Raw genomic sequence first — 26,163 nt, forward strand, 5'->3', positions numbered from 1 at the left:
TAAGGAGAGCCGGTGAAACGTATCCGTATCGGTCATGGTTTTGATGTCCACAAGTTCGGCGGCGAAGGCCCGTTGATTATCGGCGGCGTGCGTATTCCCTACACCCAGGGACTGCTCGCCCACTCCGACGGCGACGTGGCGCTGCATGCGGTGACCGACGCGCTGCTCGGCGCCGCCGCGCTCGGCGATATCGGCAAGCTGTTTCCGGATACCGATGCGGCTTACAAGGGCGCGGACAGCCGTGCGCTGCTGCGCGAAGCCTGGCGGCGCATACGGGAAAAAGGCTACCTCTTGGGCAATATCGATATCACCATTATCGCCCAGGCGCCGAAGATGGCCCCGCATATTCCGCAAATGCGGATTCATCTGGCGGAAGATCTGGCGTGCCATATGGATGATGTCAACGTCAAGGCCACCACCACCGAACAGTTGGGTTTTACCGGGCGCGGCGAAGGCATCGCCTGCGAGGCGGTGGCGTTGCTGCTAAAAGACGCATGATCGCCGACCTCAACCCCCTGAATTTATTCTGGCTGCACGGCAAGCCCGAAGCCACCGGTATCATCAAGGCGCAGCCCGCGGATTTCCAGGTGCTGGAAGATCTCGGGTTCGAGCCTGACGGCGCGGGCGAGCACGTGCTGGTACGGTTGCGTAAAAGCGGCGCCAATACGGTATTCGTCGCCGAAGAGCTGGCCAAATTCGCCGCCATCCCCGCCCGGTCGGTAAGTTATGCCGGGCTCAAGGATCGCCATGCGGTGACCGAACAGTGGTTCTGCCTCCATCTGCCGGGCAAGGAAACCCCGGATTTCTCCGCCTTCAGTCTTGAGGGGTGTGAGGTGGTGCGCAGTACGCGCCATGGCCGCAAGCTGCGCATCGGCACATTGAAAGGTAATGCTTTTGACTTGGTATTGCGTGAGATAAATGATCGGGACGCCGTGGAAGATCGCCTGAATATCATTGCCCGCGAAGGCGTGCCCAACTATTTCGGCAGCCAGCGTTTCGGCCATCAGGGCAACAATCTCGATCGGGCGCTGCGCTGGGCGCGTGGCGAAATCAAGGTCAAGGAACGCGGCAAACGCAGTTTCTACCTCTCAAGCGCCCGCAGCGCGCTGTTCAATCTGGTGGCCAGCCAGCGTCTCGAGCGTCTTGGCCGCCGGCAGGTGCTGGCCGGCGACGCCCTGCAGCTTACCGGCCGGGGCAGTTGGTTTGTCGCCACCGATGAGGATATGCCGGACGCCCCCGCGCGCGTGGCCAGCGGCGAACTGAGCCTGACCGCGCCGCTGCCCGGGGACGGTTTGCCGGGCAGCGAGCGCGAGGCGCTGGCGTTTGAACAGCAGTGCCTGTCCGGCCAGCCGGAATTACTCGGATTATTGGCCCGGGAACGGCTGGAACCGGCGCGCCGCGCCCTGATGCTCAGGCCCGCCGATATGCGTTGGCACTGGCGCGACGACGCCACGCTTGCGTTGTCGTTCGCCCTGCCGGCGGGCAGCTTCGCCACCAGCGTTATCCGCGAACTGCTCGACGCGCCGGCGGACGTTGTCCTGTAAGCCCCCGTTGCCCGGGGCCATCCCGGCCACGGGTATTTTGCGGACCGGCCGGCACGGCAGGCTTCACCGCCGTAGCGTTTCATGCCATTATTACGGTTATTCCCGGCCTGCATCGCTGCCGTTCGTTTTGATGCGCAGGCCGATTTTGCCCAATGGGTGGGCGGCGCGTTAAAAACAATCAATAATTAATAAAGCTAATAATGATATGCGCATACTATTAAGTAATGATGATGGCATTCATGCGCCCGGCATCCAAGCGCTGGCGGCCGCCCTGCGCCAGTCTGCCGATGTGGACAGCGTGCAAATCGTGGCGCCCGATCGCAACCGCAGCGGAGCGTCGAACTCGCTGACCCTCGACCGGCCGCTGCGGGCGCTGAAAGAGGGCAACGGTGATATCGCGGTGCAATCCGGCACGCCCACCGACTGCGTCTATCTCGGCGTCACCGCCCTGATGCGCCCCGGTCCCGATATCGTGGTGTCCGGCATTAACACCGGTCCCAACCTGGGGGACGACGTTATTTATTCCGGCACGGTGGCCGCGGCCATGGAAGGACGGCACCTCGGCTTCCCGGCGCTGGCTATTTCACTGAACGGCGATACCTTTTATGATACCGCCGCGGTCATTGCATGCAGGCTTATCCGGGCGTTGACCCTTGAGCCGCTGCGTACCGGCAGGATCCTGAACGTCAATGTCCCCGACCTGCCAATGTCTGCCATCAAGGGTATCAAGGTCACCCGTTGCGGCAGCCGGCATCCCGCCGCCCATGCCATCCGGCAGCTGGACCCGCGCGGCCGTGAAATATTCTGGATCGGCCCGCCCGGTGAAACGTTCGACAAAGGGCCCGATACTGATTTTGCCGCCATTGAGCAGGGGTATGTTTCCATTACGCCATTGCAGGTGGATTTAACCGCCTATTCCGCTCAATCGGTACTCACGTCGTGGTTGGCCAATGCGGAGGTCAGTTGGACATGGTAAACCGTCGCACCCAGGCCCTGCTCGAACAGCTTCGCCAGCAGGGAATAAGAGATGAACGGCTGTTGCAAGCCATCGAATCGGTACCGCGCGAGCGATTTATCGACGAAGCTTTCGAACATAAGGCATACGACAATACCGCCTTGCCCATCGGCTCGGGCCAGACCATTTCCCAACCCTATATCGTGGCGCGCATGACGGAGCTGCTCAGGCTCCAGCCGACATCGCGCGTGCTGGAAATCGGCACCGGCTCCGGCTACCAGACGGCGATTCTCGCGCACTTGGTGCAGCATGTCTGTTCGGTCGAGCGCATCAAGAAACTGCAGTGGCAGGCCAAACGCCGCCTGAAGCAGCTGGATTTGCATAATGTGTCCACCCGCCATGGCGACGGTTGGCTGGGCTGGCCGTCGCGCGGTCCTTTCGATGCCATTATCGTCACCGCCGCGCCGCCGGAGATACCCTCGGCACTGATGGCCCAATTGGATGAAGGCGGCATTATGGTATTGCCGGTCGGCGAGGATACGCAGGATTTGACCACCGTCACGCGTCAGGATGGCGAGTTTAGGGTGGAAACCGTCGAAGCGGTGCGTTTTGTACCCCTGATCAGGGGAGAACTGGCATAATCGGCAGCATGTTTTTTACCCCTTCATCATTCCCATACGCCCGCGCGATGCCACCTGATATTTCTATACAACTGTTTTATGGCGCCTTCCCCCGGATGTTGCTAGCATTAACAGCATAAAATTAACTTTTCGGAAATAGCTGAAAATACTCTCATTCATGAAGTAATGAGAGAAAATAGGATGTATAACGATAATGTCTGGCATGTTTGGAACGATGATTGGCTTTGCTGCCATAGGGGAGAGATGAGCATGGGAAGCCCGAAATGCTATTGGCGCCGCGTTGCGGTATGTTCAATGGCAAGTTTATGGTTGGCGGGTTGCGCCAGTGATGAGACAGCGGCACCAATCAGTAGCGTGGGCGGCGATAATAACAGCGGTATGACGACATCCGCCCCCGTCCAGAGACCACGGCTGCAACAGCAGCCATCGCAACCGCTGCCGACGCGGCAGCTGCAACCGGTACAGCCGGTACAGCCAGCCCAGCCGAACGTGGTTGGAAGCGTAAGTGCCGTTAACCAATCGTCTGAAGGTAATATTGTTTATAACCGCAGCTACACCTCTATTCCAAAAGGTTCCTATGGCGGTACTACCTATCAGGTCAAGCGCGGTGATACATTGTTTTATATCGCCTGGATTACCGGGAATGACTATCGTGATTTGGCAAAAAGGAATAATATTCCGGAACCTTATGGATTGAATGTAGGTCAAACCTTACAAGTGGGTAACGGAACGGCACCCCTAACCGGGAGCGGAACCGTGGCAGGCGGCGAAGTAAGCGGCGGAGGCATGCTGGCAAATCATAGCAGCGCTACCGTGGCTTCAGGCGCCACTGTCGCTCCAAATGCCGCTACGAATACGAAAATGATGAGCTCGGGTATTGATTCTCAAGCAAACAATGAGTATTCTGAAAATTCAGGTAAACAGAATGTAGGGAAAATGTTGCCATCTAACGGCGGCAAAATGTTACCCACATCGGGAGCAGTTGTTGCAACAACCGCCCCTGTTACCGCACCCGCTTCAACGTCCGGCACTATGATGTCGGGCGGCAGTACGGCGATAACCGGTTGGCGTTGGCCGACGGACGGAAAGATTATTGATAACTTCTCCGCTGCGGAAGGCGGCAATAAGGGTATCGATATTTCCGGTTCACGCGGACAATCCATCCTGGCCACCTCCGGCGGACGAGTCGTCTATGCCGGTAACGCTTTGCGAGGGTACGGTAATCTGATAATCATCAAACATAATGATGATTACCTGAGCGCCTATGCCCATAACGACACGATGCTGGTACGGGAACAACAAGAAGTGAGCGCCGGGCAGAAAATCGCTACCATGGGTAGCACGGGTACCAGCTCGGTTAGATTGCATTTTGAAATTCGTTACAAGGGGAAATCCGTAAACCCGCTGCGTTATCTCCCGCAGCGATAAATTGGTCGGAATATCCAGATATTCTGTCCTGGGATCACGGGTAGGAGCCATAGAATGAGCGAAAACACGCTGAAAGTAACCGAGTTACATGAAGAAGCCGAATTCGACGAGAACGGAGCCGAAACATTTGACGAGAAAGCGTTAATCGATGAGCCCGCTGATAATGATTTGGCGGAAGAAGAGTTGCTGTCTCAGGCGGCCAGCCAACGTGTGCTGGATGCCACGCAACTCTATTTGGGTGAGATCGGATACTCCCCATTGCTTACAGCTGAAGAAGAAGTGTATTTTGCCCGGCGTGCGCTTCGGGGTGATGTTGCCTCACGACGCCGTATGATTGAAAGCAACCTGCGGCTGGTGGTTAAAATCGCCCGCCGTTATGGCAACCGCGGACTGGCGCTGCTGGATTTGATCGAGGAAGGTAACCTGGGTCTTATCCGCGCGGTAGAGAAATTTGACCCGGAAAGAGGGTTCCGTTTCTCCACATACGCTACCTGGTGGATCCGCCAGACCATTGAACGGGCGATCATGAATCAAACCCGTACCATACGTCTGCCGATCCATATCGTAAAAGAATTGAATGTCTATTTACGCACCGCCAGGGAGTTGTCCCACAAGCTCGACCATGAGCCAAGCGCGGAGGAAATTGCCGAGCAGCTTGATAAACCGGTCGATGACGTCAGCCGTATGCTGCGCCTTAACGAACGTATTACTTCAGTGGATACTCCGCTCGGCGGGGATTCTGAAAAAGCCCTGTTGGACATTTTGTCCGATGACAAAGACAGCGGGCCGGAAGATACCACGCAAGACGATGATATGAAGCAAAGTATCGTTAAGTGGTTATTTGAACTGAACGCCAAGCAGCGTGAAGTGCTGGCCCGGCGTTTTGGTTTGTTAGGGTATGAAGCCGCCACGCTTGAGGATGTAGGCCGTGAGATCGGATTGACGCGTGAACGCGTCCGCCAGATCCAGGTTGAAGGTCTGCGCCGCCTGCGTGAAATCCTGCAAGGGCAGGGGCTGAACCTTGAGGCTCTGTTCCGGGAATAACCGCCCGGAAATAAAAAACGGTGAAGGGTAAACCTTCACCGTTTTTTTTTGTTTTATGGTAACCCCTGCGGATCGCGGTGGACCTAAAGCATTCCCTTCAGGCGATAAATCCACTCCAGCGCCGCCCTGGGCGTCAGCGTATCCGGATCAATCCCCTCAAGCGCGGCAACCGCCGGCGGCGTTTCTTCCTCCACCGGCGCCAGCAGCGACAGCTGCGAACCGTCCACCTTGCTGGCCGTGGCGCTGGTGGACAGGTTTTCCAGTTCCTTCAGTTTTTGCCGCGCCCGTTTAATCACCTCGCGCGGCACTCCGGCCAGCGCCGCCACCGACAGTCCATAGCTCTTGCTGGCGGCGCCATCCTGCACGGTATGCATAAAAGCAATGGTCTCGCCTTGTTCAAGCGCGTCCAGGTGGACATTCACCACCCCCTCCATCTTTTCCGGCAGGGTGGTCAGTTCAAAATAGTGGGTGGCGAACAAGGTCATGGCTTTAATCCGCCCGGCCAGGCTCTCAGCGCAGGCCCAGGCCAGCGATAAACCGTCGTAGGTGGAGGTGCCGCGGCCGATTTCGTCCATCAGCACCAGGCTTTGCGGCGTGGCGTTGTGCAGGATATTGGCCGTCTCGGTCATCTCCACCATAAAAGTGGATCGTCCGGAGGCCAGATCGTCCGCCGCTCCCACCCGGGTAAAAATACGATCCACCGGTCCTATTACCGCCTGTGCGGCGGGGACAAAGCTACCGATATAAGCCATCAGCACGATCAGCGCATTTTGCCGCATATAGGTGCTTTTGCCGCCCATGTTCGGGCCGGTAATGATCAGCATGCGCCGCTGGGCGGACAGCGCGAGCGGATTGGCGATAAACGGCTCGCTTAACACCCGCTCCACCACCGGGTGGCGTCCCGCCGAAATTCGGATCCCCGGCTGGTCGGTAAGCGTCGGACACACATAATTCAGCGTTTCGGCCCGTTCGGCCAGGTTGCTGAGCACGTCCAGCTCGGACAGCGCCGCCGCGCATTGCTGCAAGGGGCCGAGATGGGGCAATAGCAGATCAAATAACTGATCATAGAGCGCCTTTTCCAACGCCAGCGCTTTACCTTTGGAGGTCAGCACCTTGTCCTCGTACTCTTTGAGTTCCGGAATAATATAGCGTTCGGCGTTTTTCAGCGTCTGGCGGCGGACATAGTGCATCGGCGCCTGATGGCTTTGTCCCCGGCTGAGCTGGATATAATAGCCGTGCACAGCGTTAAAGCCGACTTTCAGGGTCTCAAGGCCGGTTTTTTCGCGCTCGCGGATTTCCAGGCGGTCGAGATAATCGGTGGCGCCGTCGGCCAGCGCCCGCCATTCATCCAGTTCCTCATGATAACCCGGCGCAATCACGCCGCCGTCGCGCACCAGCACCGGCGGCGCATCGACTACCGCCCGCTCGAGCAAGGTCCTTAATTCGTCAAACAGCCCCACCTGCGCGAGCAGATGGCGAATGTGCTCCGTCGGCTGCGGCGCCAGCAACGCATGGATAGCCGGAAACTGCTGGAAGGCATGGCGCATGCGCGCCAGATCGCGCGGGCGTGCCGAGCGCAGCGCCAGGCGCGCCAGGATACGCTCCAGGTCCCCAACCTGACGCAGCAGCGGCTGCAGCTCGGCGCAGGTCTCCTGCAGGCTGCTGATGGCCTGCTGGCGATGGGTCAGTACGGCGGTATCGCGGGTAGGCATATGCAGCCAGCGTTTCAGCATCCGGCTGCCCATCGCCGTCACGGTATGATCCAGTATTTCCGCCAGGGTATTGTCAAACCCGCCGCTAAGGTTTTGCGTTAACTCCAGATTGCGGCGCGTGGCGGCGTCCATCACGATGCCGTCCTGCTGGCGTTCAAGCGTGATGGCGCGGATATGGGGCAGCGAGGTGCGCTGGGTGTCCTTGACATACTGCAGCAGGCAGCCGGCGGCGCGCAGCGCGGCGCTGGCGCGCTCGATGCCGAAGCCATGCAAATCCCGGGTGCCGAACTGCAGATTAAGCTGCTGGCGGGCGGTATCGAGCTCAAACTCCCAGATCGGCCGGCGGCGCAGTCCACGGCGATGCTCAATCAGCCCCATTTCCTGCAATGTCTCGGGAAACAGCAGTTCAGCGGGGTTGGTGCGCTGCAATTCAGCGGCCATGGCCTCGCGATCGGCCGGTTCGCACACCAGAAAACGCCCGGAGCTGAGATCAAGGGTGGCATAACCGAACCCGGACGCTTCCTGCCACACGGCCGCCAGCAGATTATCCTGGCGTTCGTTTAACAGCGCTTCATCGCTCAGGGTTCCCGGCGTGACGATGCGCACCACCCTCCGCTCCACGGGGCCTTTGGTGGTGGCCGGATCGCCGATTTGCTCGCAAATGGCCACCGACTCGCCCAGCTGTACCAGCTTGGCCAGGTAGGTCTCCACCGCATGGTAAGGCACCCCGGCCATGGGGATCGGTTCGCCGGCGGATTGGCCGCGCCGGGTCAGCGAAATATCCATCAGCTGCGAGGCGCGCCGGGCGTCGTCAAAGAACAGCTCGTAGAAATCGCCCATCCGATAAAACAGCAAGATGTCAGGATGCTGCGCCTTGAGGCGCAGGTACTGCTGCATCATTGGGGTGTGTGCGTCGAAATTCTCTAGTGTACTCATCAGTTTATGATGTCCATTTTATTAAATTTTAAAGAGTTAGTGATATTTGTTGTTCTCATTGAGTTTCACTTTGTCTCATTGGATCTCATGAAATCCTACATTTCGTTTCATAAATGCGTAGGGAGCATGATAACGGAGTCTTTAGGGCAGGAAAACAAGAGGCAAAGCCACTGTCGTTTAAAGCGATAGAAATGATGAAGCCAGGTGACAAAGATAAAGCTGATATTGGCGAAAATCGTGGTTTACGTGTCTCCTGTGGTGCAACCGGGGTTAAGTGATCCTACCCAGATTTGACGGACATGCTGTTAAAAATAAGCTGCGCAATCAATACACGCCCGAGTTTCGCGAGCAAGCGTTGGCACTGGCCGACACCGTCGGCGTGGCTCAAGGTGCCCGAGAACTTAATCTCTATGAATCACAACTTTATACGTGGCGTTCTAAAACCCGCCGGCAGAACAACAACGGTGAGCGGGAACAACAGCAACTCGCCGTGATCGCCCGCCTTAAGCGCCAACTCGCCGAGAAAGATGAGGAATTGGCTATATTCCAAAAGGCGACCATATACTTCGCCAATCGCCTGAAATGAAGTATGTGTTTATGGAAAATCATCAGGCAATATTTAGGGTAAAAAGCATGGCGCGTGTGTTGCATGCTTCTCGCAGTGGTTTCTATGCTTGGCTGGCTCGTCAAAGAGTACCGTCATCTCGCCAGCAGGCCAGGCAAACCCGCGATACCCGAGTCCTTGCTGCATTTAATCAAGCCAAACAGCGTTATGGCGCACCGAGACTCACCCTGGACTTACGCGAAGCCGGTTTTGGCTGGAATCGCAAAACAGTGGCGGACAGTCTACGTCGCCAGGGGCTGAAGGCGCGTGCAGCACGGCGTTTTAAAGCCACGACGAATAGCAATCAGAGTCTGCCGGTGGCCCCCCACCTGTTGAATCAATGCCTTAACGCTGACATTCCGAATCAGAAATGGGTGGGTGACATTACGTACTTGTGGACAGAAGAAGGTTGGTTATATCTTTCTGTTATTATAGATCTTTATTCGCGCGCGGTAGTGGGTTGGTCCATGTCTGAACGGATGACGGCAAAACTGGCCTGCGATGCAATGAAAATGGCGTTACAGAGAAGAAAAAAACCTCGTGGTATCATTGTCCACACTGACAGAGGCAGCCAGCATTGTTCCCGAGATTACAGTAATATCTTAAAAGACAATAAGTTAAAGCCAAGTATGAGCGCTAAAGGTTGTTGTTATGATAATGCCTGCGCTGAAAGCTTTTTCCATAGCCTGAAGGTTGAGCTAAGCCATGGAGAATATTTTGCCAGCAGACAGGAAATAAAAGACGCGGTGTTCAGTTACATTGAAATTGACTATAACCGCTACCGTCGGCACAGTGCCAATGGTAGGCTAAGCCCGGAACAATATGAACGAAAGAATCTCGCTTAGGGCTGTGTCCGTTATTGCTGGGTAGGATCAGAATTACTGGAACTCATTTTTGCGACAAGCACATAAGGAATTGTCATGCTCAAGAAACTCGCGGTTATCGTCTGCATGTTTAGCTTAACGGGTTGTGTGGTCGCCGATATGGATTCCAGCAATTATACAAGCGTCCCTTATGTGCAGATCTTTCAGAAAAAAGGGCAGCACGGTCATACCGATCGTGCGCAGCGAACTCGGGATCTTCATGCCTGTGGCGTGCCTGAAAACGAAAACCCTGACTCGCCTCGCTGGCAACGTGTTGGCGTCGCGCCGGGGCAAACCGTGGATCAGGCATTAGCCCGAGCGCATAAACTTGAACAATGTATGCGCGATAAAGGGTATGACACGCTTGAATTTTCAGAGTGCGGTCCGCTAAAGGCCCCGACAGGAAAATGTAATTAACCATGCTGAATAAAGCCGTACTGTTTTTCTGCACTCTGCTCACTGGTTGCGTGGTCGCCGATATGGATTCCAGCAATTACACCTATTTCCCGTATGCACATACCATTCAGAAACCGGGCCAGCTCGGGCATACAGACGTTGCGCAGCGTACACGGGATCTCTACAGCTGCGGGCTGGATAAAAATATTGCGCCGGATTATTTTAGCCGGAATTATGTTCATCCTGGAGAAAGTCTTGAGCAGCATAAAAATCGTATCGGGAAAATAGAAAGTTGTATGCAGAGAAAAGGTTACATATTGCTTGACTACGGTGAATGCGGTCCGCTGAAAGCCCCGACAGGAAAATGTAATTAACGCTTCGTCTCTATTGATCGCGCTTTTCTGGCCCAACTCCACCGTTGGGCCAGATTATCAGCCTATCGCCTTCGTGAGGATATCCCGTTCCAGCTGTAACCGCTGTACTTGCTGTTTAAGCTGAGTAATTTCATCGAACAGAGCATCGCGCGTATCCTCAGGCGAAGCCACGTTACGTTTGCGCATGGATTGATATGCCTCGTCACCAAGCATTTCATCCTTCCATTTGTACAATACCTGCCGGCTGACGCCAAGCTTCTGTGCGATGACCCGCGCCGGGATGCGGCGCATGCACAGGTCCCTGACCGCCTGCCGCCTCTGTTCGGGCTCAAAAGTAATGTTATGCTTTTTGGTACTCGTGATCATCCGGAGCCTGCCGGGATGCAACTCGTCAATCCGGCGCACCAGAAGCTCACTGCAAGGGTATCCCAGTGTCCTGCAAGTAAAGGGTATCCCAGTGTCCTGCAAGTAAATGCTAAACAACAAGCGTGGGTCAGATAGTGCTCTACAGCAGCCTGTTTTTGCTCGGTCGTATAGCGGGACACCCGCCACTTTTTCCAGTTAATTCTCCTGAGAATTCCCATGCACGAACCCAGCGAATAAGGTTTTTACGAAACGGATACCCCAGCTCGCGAACAACCGGCGACGCTTTTCTGCCATATTTGACATAGAGTTCAACAGCACGGATACGCTCTTCGAACGAATACATGGACTACCTCCAAAGCAGTCCAAGTTTTCGTCCGCACTCCCGGTGGTCATAATTACATCGGTAGCGACACATAGAAATCCCCTCTGTATTCAGATTAGGATAAAATTCTACTTAGGCATGCACTGGTTTTTCGGGGGGATTACCATGGTTGTTCTCATGAATTATCACTCTATCGCAAGGACAATCGCTACATCTTACATTCAGGTCCAGCGCCCATGATAACGGAGTCTCCATGGCAGGGAAACCAGCGGGAATGCCCTATCGTCAAAACCGGCAACGTCCCGCACGTCACCCGACCGTGGTGTGCATCCAGCCCGGTGAGTTGCGACAGCGTCGCCGGCAGGGGCGCTGTGCCGCCGCCGGGCTGAAACCGAAAAACAGCCCAGGTAAATAGCCCGTGCTTTAAGCGACGGCGTCCCAGGGAGGCGATGGCACCCCCTACGCCGGATAGCGCGCCGTTCAGGCCGGTTTTTTCGCGCCGTGCCGGCTGACGATATTTTCCCGCAGCCTATTAATTTCCTGATTGAGCCTCTGCAACTGGGCAAGCTCCATATCGGCGTTGCAAAACAGCGCCTCGGACAGGCACGATGACGGCTCTTCCAGCCGTTGTCCTTTGTCGGTGATGGAGATCATGACCTGCCGCTCGTCCTCGGGATTGCGCACGCGTTCGATAAATCCCTCCGTTTCCAGCCGTTTTAGCAGCGGCGTCAGTGTACTGGTTTCCAGCCCCAGCGCGTCGCCGATGCTGCCGATCGATTGTTTGCCCTGTTCCCACAAGACATTCAGCACCAGATACTGCGGATAGGTCACGCCCATGGCGTCAAGCATCGGTTTATAAAGCCGCTTGATGGCGATGGAGGTGGAGTAAATGGCATAGCAAAGCTGCTCCGCCAGACGGGGACGATGTACCACGGCATGCTCCTTAAGCACCAGTCTGAACAGTATCATACCACCGTTAATCGCTTATTAGCTATCGCGATAACAAATAGCTTGACATCAAAGGGTGTGCTGCTAATGTTAATAGCATATTACTTATCGCGATAATTGTTATTGAGATAATTAATATCCACACCAACTATCAACGAGGAAAACTTTATGCTGAAGAAAACGCTGACACGTCTGGCCGCCGTCATGGCATTGTCTTTCGCCGCCCTGGGCACCGCGCTGGCAAGTCCCGTTAAAAATATTGTCCTGGTCCATGGTGCTTTTGCCGATGGTTCCGGTTGGCAAGAGGTGACCCGCATCCTGGACAAGGCCGGCTATCATGTTGCCATTGTGCAGGAGCCGCAAACGTCTTTGGCCGACGACGTCGCGGCCACCCGCCGGATTCTCGGCCAGCAACAGGGCAAATCGCTGCTGGTCGGGCACAGCTATGGCGGCTTTATTATCAGCGAAGCCGGCCAGGATCCTTCCGTTGCCGGTCTGGTGTACATTGCCGCTCTACAGCCTGAAAAAGGGGAAACGCTTGCCGGTCTGTCAGGCAAAATCCCTCCGGCCACGAAAGGCATCGCCGAAACCGCCGACCATTTCCTCTACCTGAAACCCGAGCTTTATCACGCCGATTTCGCAGCCGATCTGCCGGTGGGCCAGGCCAGCTTTATGGCACGCTCCCAGGTCATGCCCGCCGCCGCTATTTTCACCACGCCTGCGGCGGAACCGGCCTGGAAAACCAAACCCAGCTGGGCGTTGGTCGCGACGCAGGACCGGGCCATTAATCCGGATCTGGAGCGGTTCATGGCCAAACGCGCGCAAAGCCATGTCGTTGAAGTCAAGGCCAGCCATGCGGTCTTCGCCTCACAACCGCGGCAGGTCGCGGCGCTGATTGAGAAGGCCGCGCAAAGCCTGTCCGAGTAACGCCGGCCGATAACGTCACCGCAAATCCAAGCCATTATCCCGGCGGTAAACGGGAAATGGCTTCAACCCCACTGAGTGAAATGCCAAGGCAACACGGATAACCACCGTCGCCATCCGCCAGGCCATGCTGTTCTCCGGCCCGGTAAACAAGGTAGAATCCCCGCGTGCCGTCATGGTGACGGCTCATCAGCAAGAGTTTGTCTCGTTATTGTTCTTATTAAGGAGTTAAAGTGAATCAATTACCCCATTGCCCCCAATGCGGATCCGCCTTCACCTGGCAGGACGCGGAGCACTACAACTGTCCGGAATGCGGGCATGAATGGTCGGCAACGGCGGATGCGACTGCCGCCGGGGAAGGGTTGATCGTTAAGGATGCCAACGGCAACCTGCTGGCGGACGGCGACACGGTTACGGTTATAAAAGATTTAAAGGTGAAAGGCAGCGCCTCGTCGCTGAAAATCGGCACAAAAGTAAAAGGCATTCGACTGGTTGAAGGCGATCATAATATTGATTGCAAAATCGACGGCTTCGGTGCGATGAAGCTGAAATCGGAATTTGTCAAAAAAAGCTGAACGGCAACCGTCGGTTATCCCTGGTTTGCGCCAGTATCAGGGATGGACGGGACCTTGATGGTAAACGAGACGATACCTGGGCGGCGGCTCGGGTGGTTGCCCGTGCCCCCACATCGCGGGTAAAGATTGCCTGCACGTACCCTGTGCAGTGCATGCTCTATCTTAAGATTAATTATTATTTATTTTAAATTACATTCATACCAACTGAAATATATATCTCTGTTCAGGTACATAAGTTATTTCAAGGCAAAAAAGTTTAATTGCATGACAAAAATTAAATCCCACGCCATGATACGCATCGCCCAGACGGGCATGGCCGATATATAATTTCAGGATCTGCCTTTTGCGGACATGATATGTGGAATAAAATAGTATGTTACCTTGCTATCAGATAAATACAGCAGGTTATGGCGCACTGCCTATAAAAGAAGACACGGATGAGGATAAGGTTGATAGCCGGTTTCAGGACAATTCCCATGCGTCACATGCGCTAGAACAATCCCTAAAGTTACAGCAAGACCTCGCCGGTATAGAGGTTGCCACCGAACCATTGATAAAACATGCAACCAGTATTTGCCGCCAGCTGGATGCATTGGCGGGCGATTTATTAGCGACGCTGAAGGCCGATGAATTACCGGACGCGGAACGTATGCAGGATAGCGTAACGACTCTGCTTGAAAAGGGAGGAGACATTACGTTATCCACCTGCCCGGGCACGGCGGAGCATCAACTGGCGTTGCATCTTCGCCATGAGCTGCGTCAGCATCCCGGGGCGACGTTTTATGACCGCGGGCGTGTAATGGTTGATTTTATCGGCGCCGTCATGAGCAATGATTATACCATTGTGACCGGTACCGGTGCGCGTCGCATCGCTAATGTTATTACCGTGGCGACGCGCACCGGCACTATTGTTGCTTTTACTACCCTGCTGCGGCAAATGGTCGGTTTTGCTGTGGAAAAGAATTTCCTCTTGCTGGGCGCGACAGCCTCGTTACCGCCACGCCTGGTCGCGGGCATTGTCTCGATGTTGTTGGGACCCGCGCTTAACCTGGCCGGCGCGGTGCGTGATGAAAGGAACGGCACCGCCACCGTCGTCTCGCGCGCCTCCCGCATTGCCATGGGATTATTAAGCTCCGGCGCGCTGATGCTGGTGGCAAGCCACCGGCCAGGTTTTACTCTTGGAACGCTGATGGGATCCGTGGGGGCGCAGACGCTGACCTATACCTTGATGCGGGATCTGCTTCAACTGTTTTTTCCCTTGCACGATAATGGCGGTCTGAATGCCGGCGGCCTTATCTGTTCCAGCCTGTTTTACGGCCTGGCGCAGGGGGTGCTGGGCGTCGCCATGACGGGGCTCGCGCCGCATTCGGGCGCCGGCTATGTCATGGATGAAGCCGAACGGATCACCAAACAGATGATGGATTGGGCTTCCGCCGCCAGTGCGGCCGCGGTGGTTATACAGCCGAATATTGTCCATGACCTCCTGCGCGGCGCGTTGAATGCCCTAACCGAGGTATTTGACGATCTGCAGCGCCCGGCGCTGATGCGCTGGTTCGCCGCTACGCCGGCAACGCCACTGCTTCGTCGTCGCACCGGCCATTCTTGCGCCCCCAATACACCGACGTCGCGCCGGGAAGGGGTACGCATCGGGCTAAGCCGGCCGCGCATCGGCAACGGCCACTGGCCGACCGCCGGGCAGGCCGCAGAACAATTTCTCACCACCAATGCCATGCGTACCTCCTTCTTTACCGCCGTGACCAGCATCGCCCTGACGGCGGCCTCGGTATTGGGTACCACCCGTTTGACCAATACCGATCAGCTTTTGGTGGTCAATACGCTTATCGCCGCCGTGGTGATGGTGGGCTATCCGGCTTTTATCGCGGCCCATGATAAGCCAGAGGCAACACCTGTCGCCGCGAAGGTGTGAGCAAGGCTAATGTGTTCTTTTGAAAGACGTCGATGTCTGCCCATTCGCTGGCACAGGCCAATCGGCTTCCTCTCGCGGTTGCGACGCGCTGGCTTTCAGCGACGATAGCGCTAATGGTTAGAAAAAAAGCATAAATCTTAACAGTTATAACGTCTCTGCCGGTACAGGACGGGCTGCTATGGTAAATGAACAGTCCGTTCCCCTTCGACCTGGCGCCGCTTGGTTAAAATACTATAATTTTTTTCAATAAACTGATATTAAAAGACTTAATGTAAGTTACTTGCATAGCCATTTGATTAAATTTATTCATCATTTTTTTGATGGAAAAGTTTGAATGGTCCGTTTATGGTTATCTGACAACCTCCGGAAAATAATGACCGGCCCTATTTTTTGATATTCACTGTCCGCTGGAGAATGCCATGGGGTAATATTAATACAGATACAGGCATCCAGCTTGATGCGGCGCGCTGATTAGCCACAAAAGCAAGTTGCATTAATTGATACACCATAATATGTCGCAGCAGCGTGAGAGGCAATCATCCCTGGATTTTTTTGCCAGTCACACCTGTGCCATCGGATAATATCGATCGCGGAAATGTGATGTGAACAGACGTTTTGCCGCCCGGTGGAGTCGATATGCCCATGGCGAAAGTAGTGCGAGTAAAAATTGATGCGCCCTTTGTTATATATTTTCTGATTTGGCAAAATACGCATTTGACAGGCACGCGAAGACTATAATACAACCTATAAATATTGTTGATTTATCATCAGAAAGGGATGATCGGTCATGGCTATTTATTAACTGTTGCTGGGGTGGGGCATGGACGGATCATTGATTTTCTGTCAAGACGCTATTTTGAGATTTCGTTCGGATTATGATGATTTGACGGCTATCCCATTGTTGTCTTTACAGTCGTGCCTGGAGGAAAATGATCCCTTTTTCTTGCTAAAATTTTTTCGTCATCCGGTTATCATTGAGCAAGATACCACTTTATCCCATATGATGCTGGCTATTGAGCCTTGGGCGATAATGTTAGGCATCTATCTTGATATAGACGTTATGGCCTATATTGATGAAGTGAGAAAACCCTCCCAGGCGCAATCCATATTTGACTGGATCGGCCTGCAAAAAGTGACATCGATTCATCGCGCTTATCAGCACCAGGACAGTAAGCCCGGTGACGTTTTTCCAACCTATTCAAACCGCGAACGCATTCCAACCAAGCGGTTTGATATTGAAGTCAACTACAGCGCCAATGGTTATAAAAATAATGATAAAGAACATTATAGTATCAGCGGCGATATCCATACCATCAAAAACGTACCTGTGGTGGTAAGCGACAGACAAGTCTTGGCCAGCTATGGTTATGAAAATGACAATCTCATGAATCGGGAATATGCAGGAGTGTCGGTTAATAATAAAATAAGATATATCCAGGGAGAAATGAATTTTTGTTTTTATGAGGTGATGGAAGCATTATTCAGTGATGGACTATTCTATTCATCCCCGCAGGCCGCAAATGCTAATCTGGCGATGATAAAAAAAATGGCGGAAATGCTGGACAGTAACGAACCCGATGGCCTGGAAGAACATGCCGATGAGAATTCAGATAATACTGACAACGTCTATACCGATAAAAAAATAGCCATCTCTATTGCGGAAGGCGTGCTGGATCCGCTGATCGACCATATCGAAGCAGAAAAAATGTATTGGCGCTACATAAAATCATTGTGTGATTCCAATAGCGAGCGGCCGGTAAGAATCGGCCGTATTGAGGAAGCCAGATTGCCGGAATATCGCTTTTCCAACTTTATCATGGAGGATGTCGATTGAGGCTATCGCGGCGTTGCGTATTCCAGCTAAAAAATATTGACGCCAGTGACGGCGTCAATACACAACAACTTTATTCGTAACGTCGGAAATAGACTTCCAGCCTGGCCTGTAGTTTGCTGAGCACGGTGCTGAACATGAGGTAAATAAATGCTGCCTCAATATACAGTATCAGGGGTTCATAAGTGACGGACACGATACGCTGCGCCGCCAGGAACATTTCCGGCACGGTGATCACCGCCGCCAATGAAGTATCCTTGATCAGCGAAATAAAGGAGTTGGCCAGCGGCGGCAGCGACACAAATACCGACTGCGGCAAGATTACGCGGCGCATGGCCTGGTTGCTGCTCATGCCGATGGCGTAGGCCGCTTCCCATTGTACCTTGGGGACCGACAGTATGGCGCCGCGGATAATTTCCGAGCTATAGGCGCCGACGCTGAGGATAAACCCTATCAGCGCAGCCGGAAAAGCGTCCAGGGTGATGCCGGCGCTGGGCAAACCATAAAAAATCAGGAATAACTGCACCAACAGCGGCGTACCGCGTATCACCCAGACATAAAAGTCCATTATCCCTTTTAGCGGCTGCGGACCGTACAGGCGGATCAGCGCCACCACGAAACCCACCGCCAGCCCGCCGATAAAGGAAAGTATCGCCAGCGGCAAGGTAAACATGACTCCAGCGGCGAACAATCGCCAGAAGGAGTCCAACATCAGTTGTAGCCACGGCGGCATCTGCTAGAACTCCTGCTGCAAAAACATTATTGAGAAATGTCCTGACCGAAGTAACGAATGGCGATGGTTTTATAGGTGCCGTCCGCTTTGACTTCATCCAGCGCGGTATTCAGCGCTTTCACCAGATCGGGCTGATTTTTGCGGATCAGGATGCCTGAAGGGGCGTTGGCGTCCTGGGTGGCGACGATTTTCAGCGGCGCGTCCGGTTTGTGTTTTTTGAAGTCCAGGAAGGACAGGTTATCGTTAAGCGTTGCGGTCGCGCGGCGGCTCAATACCAAATCCAGCGACTGGTTAAAACCGTCGGTGGGCACCAGCTCGGCACCGTACTTGGTGGCCACCTGGGAATAATTACTGGTCAGGCTTTGGGCGGCTTTCTGGCCTTTGAGGTCGTCGAAACTCTTGATGGTCGTATTGTCGTCACGCACGATCAGCACGACTTTCGAATCGATATAGGGCTTAGAAAAATCATATTTCGCCTGGCGTTCAGGCGTAATGCCCACCTGGTTTATCACGGCGTCATAACGCTTGGCGTCCAGGCCGGCGATCAGGCCGTCCCAGCGTCCTTCGATAAACTTCGCCTTAACGCCGAGTTTCGCGGCGACCGCCCGGCCGAGATCAACGTCAAATCCCACCAGCTTATCGCTGCTATCATGGTAGGTATAAGGCGCATAGGTACCTTCGGTGCCGAAGGTGATGGTGCCGGCGGCTTTAATCGCCGCGAGGCCGTCTTCCGCCTGCGCCTGTACTGCGGTGACAAGCAGCGAACCGGCTAAAAGTGCTAATGTCGTTTTTTTCATCGTTATTCCTGAAGTGACAAGGTAAAGGGCGCGCAACGCGCGCATGCCTGAAGATGTCGGGAATGCTAATCCACTTTGGATCTTCCAATAAATGTTATTAAGTAATTAGAAAGTACATAAAATTATAACAGATAGTTTAATAAGAACTTTAGTGCATCAATACAGTGGTTACAAGCGAAAAATGCGGCCTCCGTAACCCGGCCGGTTCAGGTTATACTCAATGGCAACGATAGCCGCGACAGGGGACCTTTTCCCGTTTGACACCCCTGTTATCAGGATGGGAGTATCATGAACGACAGCGATCTTTTAATGCTCAGCACCCGGATTGGGGCGGCGCTGAAACAGACCGGCAGTGTTATCACCTGTGCCGAGTCCTGCACCGGCGGGTGGGTGGCCAAGGTCCTCACCGACGTCGCCGGCAGTTCAGGCTGGTTCGAGCGCGGGTTTGTCACTTACAGTAACCAGGCCAAATCCGAGATGCTGGGCGTCAAGGCCAGTACCCTCGAACAGCATGGCGCGGTCAGCGATCCGGTGGTATTGGAAATGGCCCGTGGCGCGCTGGCGGCGGCGGGGGCGGATTACGCCGTAGCCATTAGCGGTATCGCGGGGCCGGACGGCGGAACGCTGGAGAAGCCGGTCGGCACCGTGTGGTTTGGTTTTGCCGGCCGGCACCGGACGGTGTTCTCGCAGTTGATGCATTTTGACGGTGATCGGGATGCGGTGCGGCGTCAGGCGGTACATTTCGCGTTAAAAACCGTCATAGACACATTTCTCTGAAAATGTACTTGATACTGTATGATTGTACAGTATAATTAGCATCAGTATCGGCATAGATGTTTGGCGAAAAGAGGGTAGCGATGTCGCTCCCTGCTTGATAGGAGTTGAAATGGCTATTGATGAGAATAAACAAAAGGCGTTAGCAGCAGCGTTAAGCCAGATTGAAAAACAGTTTGGCAAGGGCTCTATCATGCGCCTGGGTGAAGATCGTTCAATGGATGTTGAAACAATCTCCACTGGTTCTCTTTCCCTTGATATTGCACTGGGCGCCGGCGGCTTGCCCATGGGACGCATCGTTGAAATCTATGGGCCGGAATCGTCGGGTAAAACCACCCTGACCCTGCAGGTGATTGCCTCCGCGCAGCGTGAAGGTAAAACCTGCGCGTTTATCGATGCCGAGCACGCCCTTGATCCTATCTACGCAAAAAAACTTGGCGTGGATATCGACAACCTGCTGTGTTCGCAGCCCGACACCGGCGAACAGGCCCTGGAAATCTGCGACGCCCTGACCCGTTCCGGCGCGGTTGACGTTATCATCGTCGACTCCGTGGCGGCGCTGACCCCGAAAGCTGAAATCGAAGGCGAAATCGGCGACTCGCACATGGGGCTGGCGGCACGTATGATGAGCCAGGCCATGCGTAAACTGGCGGGTAACCTGAAAAACGCCAATACGCTGTTGATATTTATCAACCAGATTCGCATGAAGATCGGCGTCATGTTCGGTAACCCGGAAACCACCACCGGCGGTAACGCGCTGAAATTCTACGCTTCGGTACGTCTAGACATACGCCGCATCGGCTCCGTCAAAGAAGGCGAAGTGGTGGTGGGCAGCGAAACACGCGTTAAAGTGGTGAAGAACAAAGTCGCCGCGCCGTTTAAGCAGGCTGAATTCCAAATCCTCTATGGCGAGGGTATCAATATCCGCGGTGAACTGGTGGACTTGGGCGTTAAGCACAAACTCATCGAAAAAGCCGGGGCATGGTATAGCTACAACGGTGAAAAAATCGGTCAGGGCAAGGCCAATGCCTGCGTGTTCCTGAAGGAGCGCCCGGAAATTGCGGCGGAGCTGGATAAAAAACTGCGTGATATGCTGTTAAACAGCCCTGAAACGACCAGTTTTGCCGGCGAAAGCGACGATATTGATGAAAGCGCGGCCCGTGAGAGCAGTGAAGAGGCATAATACCGCCCGGGCAGGGGACCGGGGGCGGTTTGTCCCCTGGGTCGCCGGCCTATGAGCACATTGCTCGATCGCGCCTTACGTTTGCTCACGCTGCGCGATCACAGCGAAGCGGAGCTGCGTCGTAAACTGGCGACGCAGCCGGCCGCCAGGCAGAGATTCAAAGCAAGAGCGGTCGTTAAGGCGGCGGATGCGCTGGAGATCACAGAAGACGATATTCAGGAAGTTATTGACTATTGCCTGCAAAATGACTGGCTGGACGATGCCCGTTTCGCCCTGCGTTATGTGAACAGTCGCAGCAAAAGAGGCTATGGCGAACAAAAGATCCGCATGGAACTGTTGCAAAAGGGAATAGACAGGGAAATCATAGATAACGCCTTTACCGAAGCACAAATCGATCGGTCGGCGCAGGCGCAGGATGTTGCCTGGAAAAAATTCGGCCAACCGCTTCCCCCCGATCGGGAGGCCCGGGCCAAAGTGCAGCGTTACCTTCTTTCCCGCGGTTTTTCCTACGATGAGATTCGATCAATTTATATAAATTTTTAATTTGATGGCCTGTGGGATTTTACTTCCCCTCCAAGAAAATTTATCTTATTCCCACTTTTGAGTTCGTGAACGCTACTGTAGCGCCCCAATACTGCGCTATTCTGTTTCCGATCCGTTCGTTTAGCTTGATTCCAGGACAACTATGAGCAAGAGCACCGCTGAGATCCGTCAAGCGTTTCTCGATTTTTTCCATAGCAAAGGCCACCAGGTAGTTGCAAGTAGCTCCCTGGTGCCAGATAACGATCCGACATTGCTTTTTACCAATGCCGGCATGAACCAATTCAAGGATGTTTTCCTCGGGCTGGATAAACGCCAATACCGGCGTGCCACCACATCCCAGCGCTGCGTGCGCGCGGGCGGTAAACATAACGACCTGGAAAATGTCGGGTATACCGCGCGCCACCATACCTTTTTTGAGATGCTGGGTAATTTCAGCTTCGGCGACTACTTCAAGCAGGACGCCATCAACTTTGCGTGGGAACTCCTTACCGGCGCCGCCTGGTTCAACCTGCCGAAGGAAAAGCTCTGGGTGACCGTCTATGCCACCGACGACGAGGCCTATAACATTTGGGCGCGGGACGTCGGCGTGCCAGAAGAACGCATTATCCGCATTGGCGACAATAAAGGCGGCGCCTATGCGTCGGATAACTTCTGGCAGATGGGCGATACCGGTCCCTGCGGCCCGTGCTCGGAAATTTTCTACGATCATGGCGATCATATCTGGGGCGGTCCTCCGGGAAGCCCGGAGGAAGACGGCGATCGGTACATTGAAATCTGGAATTTAGTGTTTATGCAGTTTAACCGTCAATCAGACGGTACCATGCTGCCGCTGCCCAAGCCCTCGGTGGATACCGGCATGGGACTGGAGCGCATATCCGCGGTGCTGCAACACGTTAACTCGAATTATGACATCGACCTGTTCCGTACGCTTATCGAGGCGGTGGCGCAGGTGACCGGTTGCGCCGACCTGGGCAGCAAATCGTTACGCGTGATCGCCGACCATATCCGCTCCTGCGCCTTCCTGATTGCTGACGGCGTGGTGCCGTCCAACGAAGGCCGCGGCTATGTCCTGCGGCGCATCATCCGCCGCGCCGTACGGCATGGCAACATGCTGGGCGCCGGGGATGCCTTCTTCCATCGGCTGGTTGCGCCGCTGATTGACGTGATGGGTCCGGCCGCCGCGGAGTTGAAACAGCAGCAGGCAAGGGTTGAGCAGGTGCTGCAAACCGAGGAAGAACAATTCGCCCGTACGCTGGAGCGCGGCCTGGCCTTGCTGGACGAGGAACTGGGCAAGCTTAAGGGCGATACCCTGGACGGTGAAACCGCCTTTCGCCTGTATGATACCTATGGTTTCCCGCTGGACCTGACCGCCGATGTCTGCCGTGAGCGGCAACTGAAGGTGGACGAAGAGGGCTTTGAGCGGGCCATGGATGCGCAGCGCCGCCGCGCCCGCGAGTCCAGCGGTTTCGGCGCCGACTACAACAGCATGCTGCGCGTGGATAAAGCCACCCGGTTCTTCGGTTATGACGAAGCGCAGCATACCGGCACCGTGGTCGCGTTGTTTCGCAACGGTGAGCCGGTGCAGTCCATACGCCAGGGTGACGACGCCGTCGTGGTCCTGGACGAAACGCCGTTTTATGGCGAATCCGGCGGCCAGGTGGGCGACAAGGGCGAGCTTAAGGCCACGCAGGGGCTGTTTACGGTCGACGATACGCAAAAGTACGGCCAGGCGTTCGGGCACGTCGGCCGGCTGGCCATGGGCGAACTCAAGGTCGGGGATGCGGTGAGCGCCAGCGTGGACGAAGCGCGCCGCTCCCGTATTCGCCTTAACCATTCCGCCACCCACTTGTTGCACGCGGCGCTACGGCAGGTGCTGGGCTCCCATGTGGCGCAAAAAGGCTCTCTGGTCAACGATCAATACCTGCGTTTCGATTTCTCCCACTTTGAAGCGATGAAACCCCAGCAGATCCGTGCCGTGGAGGATATCGTCAACCAGCAAATCCGCCGGAACCTGCCCATCGAGACCGAGATCATGGATCTGGAGGCCGCGCGCGGCACCGGGGCCATGGCGCTTTTCGGCGAGAAGTACGACGCCAAGGTACGGGTGCTGCGCATGGGTGATTTCTCCACCGAACTGTGCGGCGGTATCCATGCCAGCCGCACCGGGGATATCGGCCTGTTCCGCATCATCTCCGAATCCGGCACCGCGGCCGGCATCCGCCGCATTGAAGCCGTGACCGGCGAAGGGGCTTTAGCCAGCCTGCATCAGCAAAGCGATTTGATTCATGGCATCGCCCAGTTGGTCAAAGGGGATAACCAAAGTCTGGCGGATAAGGTAAAAGCCCTGATCGAGCGCTCCCGGCAGTTGGAGAAAGAGATCCAGCAGCTCAAAAGCCAGCAGGCGGCGCAGGAAAGTTCGGCGCTGTCCGGCAACGTTAAGCTGGTTAACGGCGTGAAGCTGCTGGTCAGCAAACTGGATAACGTTGAACCCAAGATGCTGCGCACCATGGTGGATGATCTGAAAAACCAGCTGGGGTCGGCGGTGATTGTGCTGGCGACCGTCGCCGATGATAAAGTCAGCCTGATCGCGGGCGTCACCAAAGATTTAACCGACCGCGTTAAGGCCGGCGACCTTATCGGCCAACTGGCCCAGCAGGTGGGCGGCAAAGGCGGCGGCCGGCCTGATATGGCCCAGGCCGGCGGTACCGACGTCAAGGCGCTGCCCGCGGCATTGGCCGGCGTAGAGGCCTGGCTGGCGACTAAAATCTAAAGCGGATAAGAATACGTTATGATAAACGCCATAGCTTTCTGTTAAGTTATGGCGTTTGGATTCGTATTATCCGCTGAGTCAAAAGTTAGGCGCGAAGCTGGTCATATCGACTAAACTTATACCAGATGTTGAAAGTCGTCAGCCTGCTGGCATTTTATGTCGCTTACATGACTTACGTTTTCACGGTATATGATGGATAATGGCGGGAAACTGAGAGACCCGACTCTTTTAATCTTTCAAGGAGCAAAGAATGCTTATTCTGACTCGTCGAGTTGGTGAAACCCTCATGATTGGCGATGAGGTAACGGTTACGGTTTTAGGAGTCAAGGGCAACCAGGTACGTATCGGTGTCAATGCGCCTAAAGAAGTCTCTGTTCACCGTGAAGAAATATACCAGCGTATCCAGGCTGAAAAATCACAACAGAATCCCTTCTGATCTTTTCAGGCGCCTTGCTTGCGCGGGGCGCTAATCTCTCCTTTCCTGCTGTAAAATCATTTAATTTTTACTGATTATTTCTACATAAAATCTTTACCAACAGCTTGCATTTTCCCGGATAAGGGCGGTGCCGGGCGTTATTGTGCTGTCAATCTGGTCAAGTTGCATGGCTTTTGCGCAAACGCTCGCCAGACGGGAAAAATTGTTTGACTTATCAGGCCGGGAAAGTAATATGTGCGCCACGCAGTGCCGATGAGCTTTAACATCGGCGCGTAGGTGAGGTGGCCGAGAGGCTGAAGGCGCTCCCCTGCTAAGGGAGTATACGGTCAAAAGCTGTATCGAGGGTTCGAATCCCTCCCTCACCGCCATTATTTAAGAATGCATCCATAGCTCAGCTGGATAGAGTACTCGGCTACGAACCGAGCGGTCGGAGGTTCGAATCCTCCTGGATGCACCATTAATTGACCTGTTGCACGGTCAGGAAAAAGCAGTTCTATTACTACAATGCATCCATAGCTCAGCTGGATAGAGTACTCGGCTACGAACCGAGCGGTCGGAGGTTCGAATCCTCCTGGATGCACCATTTTTTATATTTAGACCCTCTGCTTTACGGCTTATCTTATTTGCATCCATAGCTCAGCTGGATAGAGTACTCGGCTACGAACCGAGCGGTCGGAGGTTCGAATCCTCCTGGATGCACCATGTCGGTGCTTCTGTTGTTCCCAGCGCTGCTCGCGCATTGTCTACGGCCTCGACGTTTCCCCCCTCTCTATGTTATTTGCCTGGCTTGCTTTCCCTGCGGCGTATCGGTGATATTCCTAATTTAACGCGTGCCACTCTTTCCCCCTACGGCATTCGCCCCCGGTCCGGCTCGCCGCAATACAGAAAAAGCGACAATTTTATGACTTTGCGTTACAGTAAAGGCTTATTTTTAGCATCAGGAAACGACGATGTACGATCGGTACGCAGGGTTGATCTTCGATATGGACGGCACGTTGCTCGATACTGAGCCGACCCATCATAAAGCCTGGCACCAGGTGCTTGGTAAACACGATATGCATTATGATGGTGCAGCCATGGCCGGCTTAAATGGATCGCCAACCTGGCGTATTGCCAAAACCATTATCGACAACCATGGATCCAGTATGGATCCTTACCTGCTGGCGCTTGAAAAAACCGCGGCGGTGGAATTGATGCTGCTGGACAATGTCCGGCCGTTGCCGTTAATCGAGGTGGTGAAAGCCTACCATGGCAAGCGTCCCATGGCGGTGGGCACGGGCAGCGAGCATCGCATGGCCGTGTCGCTGCTGGAACACCTCGGGCTATTACACTATTTCGACGCCATCGTCGGCGCCGATGATGTGACCCGGCATAAACCCTTTCCTGATACTTTTTTGCGTTGCGCCGAGCTGATGGGCGTGGCGCCAGGAAAATGCGTCGTCTTCGAAGACGCTGATTTTGGCATTCAGGCTGCCCGCGCGGCCGGCATGGCATTTGTCGATGTGCGGATGCCATAAAAAAACCTTGACGCCATGGT

23 protein-coding genes, 4 tRNA genes and 2 pseudogenes are annotated in these 26,163 nt (G+C 54.7%); 24 read left to right on the top strand and 5 right to left on the bottom strand.

All coding sequences use genetic code 11. From position 1 onward, the window contains the following. Window positions 1-21 precede the first annotated feature (21 nt). The 6 genes from ispF to rpoS all read left to right on the top strand — a co-directional run bounded on the left by ispF (window position 22) and on the right by rpoS (window position 5,612). Window positions 22-498, top strand: coding sequence for a 2-C-methyl-D-erythritol 2,4-cyclodiphosphate synthase (gene ispF / locus ACL2XQ_RS04245; protein WP_410016612.1), 477 nt, complete (start codon window positions 22-24; stop codon window positions 496-498). After that, the gene (gene truD, locus ACL2XQ_RS04250; protein ID WP_413727116.1) at window positions 495-1,544 is read left to right on the top strand and encodes a tRNA pseudouridine(13) synthase TruD; all 1,050 of its coding nucleotides are present in this window, start codon (window positions 495-497) and stop codon (window positions 1,542-1,544) included. The genes ispF and truD overlap by 4 nt, the downstream gene beginning before the upstream one ends. Before the next feature lie 205 nt (window positions 1,545-1,749). Then, window positions 1,750-2,520 carry a 5'/3'-nucleotidase SurE gene (gene surE / locus ACL2XQ_RS04255; RefSeq protein ID WP_410016331.1) on the top strand — a complete coding sequence of 257 codons (771 nt, stop codon included), beginning with the start codon at window positions 1,750-1,752 and terminating at the stop codon, window positions 2,518-2,520. After that, on the top strand, window positions 2,514-3,140 hold the full coding sequence (locus ACL2XQ_RS04260; RefSeq protein WP_410016330.1) for a protein-L-isoaspartate(D-aspartate) O-methyltransferase: 627 nt from the start codon (window positions 2,514-2,516) through the stop codon (window positions 3,138-3,140). The genes surE and ACL2XQ_RS04260 overlap by 7 nt, the downstream gene beginning before the upstream one ends. A 243-nt stretch (window positions 3,141-3,383) precedes the next feature. Next, the gene (gene nlpD, locus ACL2XQ_RS04265) at window positions 3,384-4,568 is read left to right on the top strand and encodes a murein hydrolase activator NlpD (RefSeq protein ID WP_413730971.1); all 1,185 of its coding nucleotides are present in this window, start codon (window positions 3,384-3,386) and stop codon (window positions 4,566-4,568) included. 54 nt (window positions 4,569-4,622) lie between these two features. After that, window positions 4,623-5,612, top strand: a complete 990-nt coding sequence (gene rpoS / locus ACL2XQ_RS04270) for an RNA polymerase sigma factor RpoS (protein ID WP_410016329.1) — start codon at window positions 4,623-4,625, stop codon at window positions 5,610-5,612. Window positions 5,613-5,695: 83 nt separating this feature from the next. Here rpoS and mutS read toward each other — a convergent pair whose 3' ends face one another. Then, window positions 5,696-8,260, bottom strand: a complete 2,565-nt coding sequence (mutS, locus tag ACL2XQ_RS04275; RefSeq protein WP_413740085.1) for a DNA mismatch repair protein MutS — start codon at window positions 8,258-8,260, stop codon at window positions 5,696-5,698. 113 nt (window positions 8,261-8,373) lie between these two features. Here mutS and ACL2XQ_RS04280 point away from each other — a divergent pair. The 4 genes and pseudogenes from ACL2XQ_RS04280 to ACL2XQ_RS04295 form a co-directional block, all read left to right on the top strand. After that, window positions 8,374-8,535: pseudogene (locus tag ACL2XQ_RS04280) on the top strand (integrase); the annotation flags it as partial. A gap of 2 nt (window positions 8,536-8,537) precedes the next feature. Beyond that, window positions 8,538-9,709, top strand: a protein-coding gene (locus tag ACL2XQ_RS04285; RefSeq protein ID WP_413723549.1) for an IS3 family transposase whose coding sequence is annotated in 2 segments (ribosomal slippage) — window positions 8,538-8,817 and window positions 8,817-9,709 — 1,173 coding nt in all. Because the reading frame shifts where the segments join, the coding sequence is not laid out codon by codon here. 75 nt (window positions 9,710-9,784) lie between these two features. After that, complete coding sequence (locus tag ACL2XQ_RS04290) at window positions 9,785-10,144, top strand: hypothetical protein (protein ID WP_413722178.1); 360 nt, start codon at window positions 9,785-9,787, stop codon at window positions 10,142-10,144. 2 nt (window positions 10,145-10,146) lie between these two features. Continuing rightward, on the top strand, window positions 10,147-10,497 hold the full coding sequence (locus ACL2XQ_RS04295; RefSeq protein WP_413722179.1) for a hypothetical protein: 351 nt from the start codon (window positions 10,147-10,149) through the stop codon (window positions 10,495-10,497). Between the two features lie 66 nt (window positions 10,498-10,563). Here ACL2XQ_RS04295 and ACL2XQ_RS04300 read toward each other — a convergent pair. Beyond that, window positions 10,564-11,206, bottom strand: a pseudogene (locus tag ACL2XQ_RS04300) (transposase); the annotation flags it as partial. A 459-nt stretch (window positions 11,207-11,665) separates the two neighbouring features. Beyond that, the gene (locus tag ACL2XQ_RS04305; protein WP_413722180.1) at window positions 11,666-12,154 is read right to left on the bottom strand and encodes a MarR family winged helix-turn-helix transcriptional regulator; all 489 of its coding nucleotides are present in this window, start codon (window positions 12,152-12,154) and stop codon (window positions 11,666-11,668) included. Window positions 12,155-12,301: 147 nt separating this feature from the next. Between ACL2XQ_RS04305 and ACL2XQ_RS04310 the strand changes: the two genes are divergently transcribed. From ACL2XQ_RS04310 to ACL2XQ_RS04325, 4 genes are all read left to right on the top strand, one after another. Beyond that, a complete protein-coding gene (locus ACL2XQ_RS04310; protein ID WP_413730899.1) occupies window positions 12,302-13,060 on the top strand; it encodes an alpha/beta hydrolase in 759 nt (252 codons plus the stop codon). A 230-nt stretch (window positions 13,061-13,290) separates the two neighbouring features. Next, a complete protein-coding gene (locus ACL2XQ_RS04315) occupies window positions 13,291-13,632 on the top strand; it encodes a zinc ribbon domain-containing protein YjdM (RefSeq protein ID WP_410016325.1) in 342 nt (113 codons plus the stop codon). A gap of 550 nt (window positions 13,633-14,182) precedes the next feature. Then, window positions 14,183-15,559, top strand: coding sequence for a hypothetical protein (locus tag ACL2XQ_RS04320; protein WP_413740086.1), 1,377 nt, complete (start codon window positions 14,183-14,185; stop codon window positions 15,557-15,559). Window positions 15,560-16,379: 820 nt separating this feature from the next. After that, complete coding sequence (locus ACL2XQ_RS04325) at window positions 16,380-17,393, top strand: hypothetical protein (protein ID WP_413722182.1); 1,014 nt, start codon at window positions 16,380-16,382, stop codon at window positions 17,391-17,393. 70 nt (window positions 17,394-17,463) lie between these two features. On the opposite strand, the gene ACL2XQ_RS04330 is transcribed toward ACL2XQ_RS04325, so the two are convergent. Together ACL2XQ_RS04330 and ACL2XQ_RS04335 are read right to left on the bottom strand one after the other, a co-directional pair. Beyond that, window positions 17,464-18,123 (bottom strand): amino acid ABC transporter permease, encoded by a 660-nt coding sequence (locus ACL2XQ_RS04330; protein WP_410016322.1) that lies wholly within the window; start codon window positions 18,121-18,123, stop codon window positions 17,464-17,466. A gap of 26 nt (window positions 18,124-18,149) precedes the next feature. Next, entirely contained in the window at window positions 18,150-18,920 is a 771-nt protein-coding gene (locus ACL2XQ_RS04335; protein WP_410016321.1) for an amino acid ABC transporter substrate-binding protein, read from the bottom strand. Window positions 18,921-19,208: 288 nt separating this feature from the next. Here ACL2XQ_RS04335 and pncC point away from each other — a divergent pair, with 288 nt between their 5' ends. From pncC to yqaB, 10 genes are all read left to right on the top strand, one after another. Then, window positions 19,209-19,697: a nicotinamide-nucleotide amidase gene (gene pncC / locus ACL2XQ_RS04340; protein WP_413727112.1), complete on the top strand. Its 489-nt coding sequence runs from the start codon at window positions 19,209-19,211 to the stop codon at window positions 19,695-19,697. A 109-nt stretch (window positions 19,698-19,806) separates the two neighbouring features. Continuing rightward, window positions 19,807-20,877 carry a recombinase RecA gene (gene recA, locus ACL2XQ_RS04345; protein WP_410016319.1) on the top strand — a complete coding sequence of 357 codons (1,071 nt, stop codon included), beginning with the start codon at window positions 19,807-19,809 and terminating at the stop codon, window positions 20,875-20,877. A 51-nt stretch (window positions 20,878-20,928) separates the two neighbouring features. Then, on the top strand, window positions 20,929-21,420 hold the full coding sequence (locus ACL2XQ_RS04350) for a regulatory protein RecX (protein ID WP_410016318.1): 492 nt from the start codon (window positions 20,929-20,931) through the stop codon (window positions 21,418-21,420). Window positions 21,421-21,562: 142 nt separating this feature from the next. Then, window positions 21,563-24,190: an alanine--tRNA ligase gene (gene alaS / locus ACL2XQ_RS04355; RefSeq protein WP_413727111.1), complete on the top strand. Its 2,628-nt coding sequence runs from the start codon at window positions 21,563-21,565 to the stop codon at window positions 24,188-24,190. 250 nt (window positions 24,191-24,440) lie between these two features. Then, window positions 24,441-24,626: a carbon storage regulator CsrA gene (gene csrA, locus ACL2XQ_RS04360; protein ID WP_132926210.1), complete on the top strand. Its 186-nt coding sequence runs from the start codon at window positions 24,441-24,443 to the stop codon at window positions 24,624-24,626. A gap of 275 nt (window positions 24,627-24,901) precedes the next feature. Continuing rightward, a tRNA-Ser gene (locus ACL2XQ_RS04365) sits at window positions 24,902-24,994 on the top strand. 12 nt (window positions 24,995-25,006) lie between these two features. Then, window positions 25,007-25,083, top strand: a tRNA-Arg gene (locus ACL2XQ_RS04370). A gap of 49 nt (window positions 25,084-25,132) precedes the next feature. Then, window positions 25,133-25,209, top strand: a tRNA-Arg gene (locus ACL2XQ_RS04375). A gap of 42 nt (window positions 25,210-25,251) precedes the next feature. Continuing rightward, a tRNA-Arg gene (locus tag ACL2XQ_RS04380) sits at window positions 25,252-25,328 on the top strand. Window positions 25,329-25,576: 248 nt separating this feature from the next. Beyond that, window positions 25,577-26,143 carry a fructose-1-phosphate/6-phosphogluconate phosphatase gene (yqaB, locus tag ACL2XQ_RS04385; protein ID WP_410016316.1) on the top strand — a complete coding sequence of 189 codons (567 nt, stop codon included), beginning with the start codon at window positions 25,577-25,579 and terminating at the stop codon, window positions 26,141-26,143. Window positions 26,144-26,163 lie beyond the last annotated feature (20 nt).

Source organism: Sodalis sp. RH14 (genome assembly GCF_047324285.1).
In the GTDB taxonomy this organism is placed as follows: domain Bacteria; phylum Pseudomonadota; class Gammaproteobacteria; order Enterobacterales; family Enterobacteriaceae; genus Acerihabitans.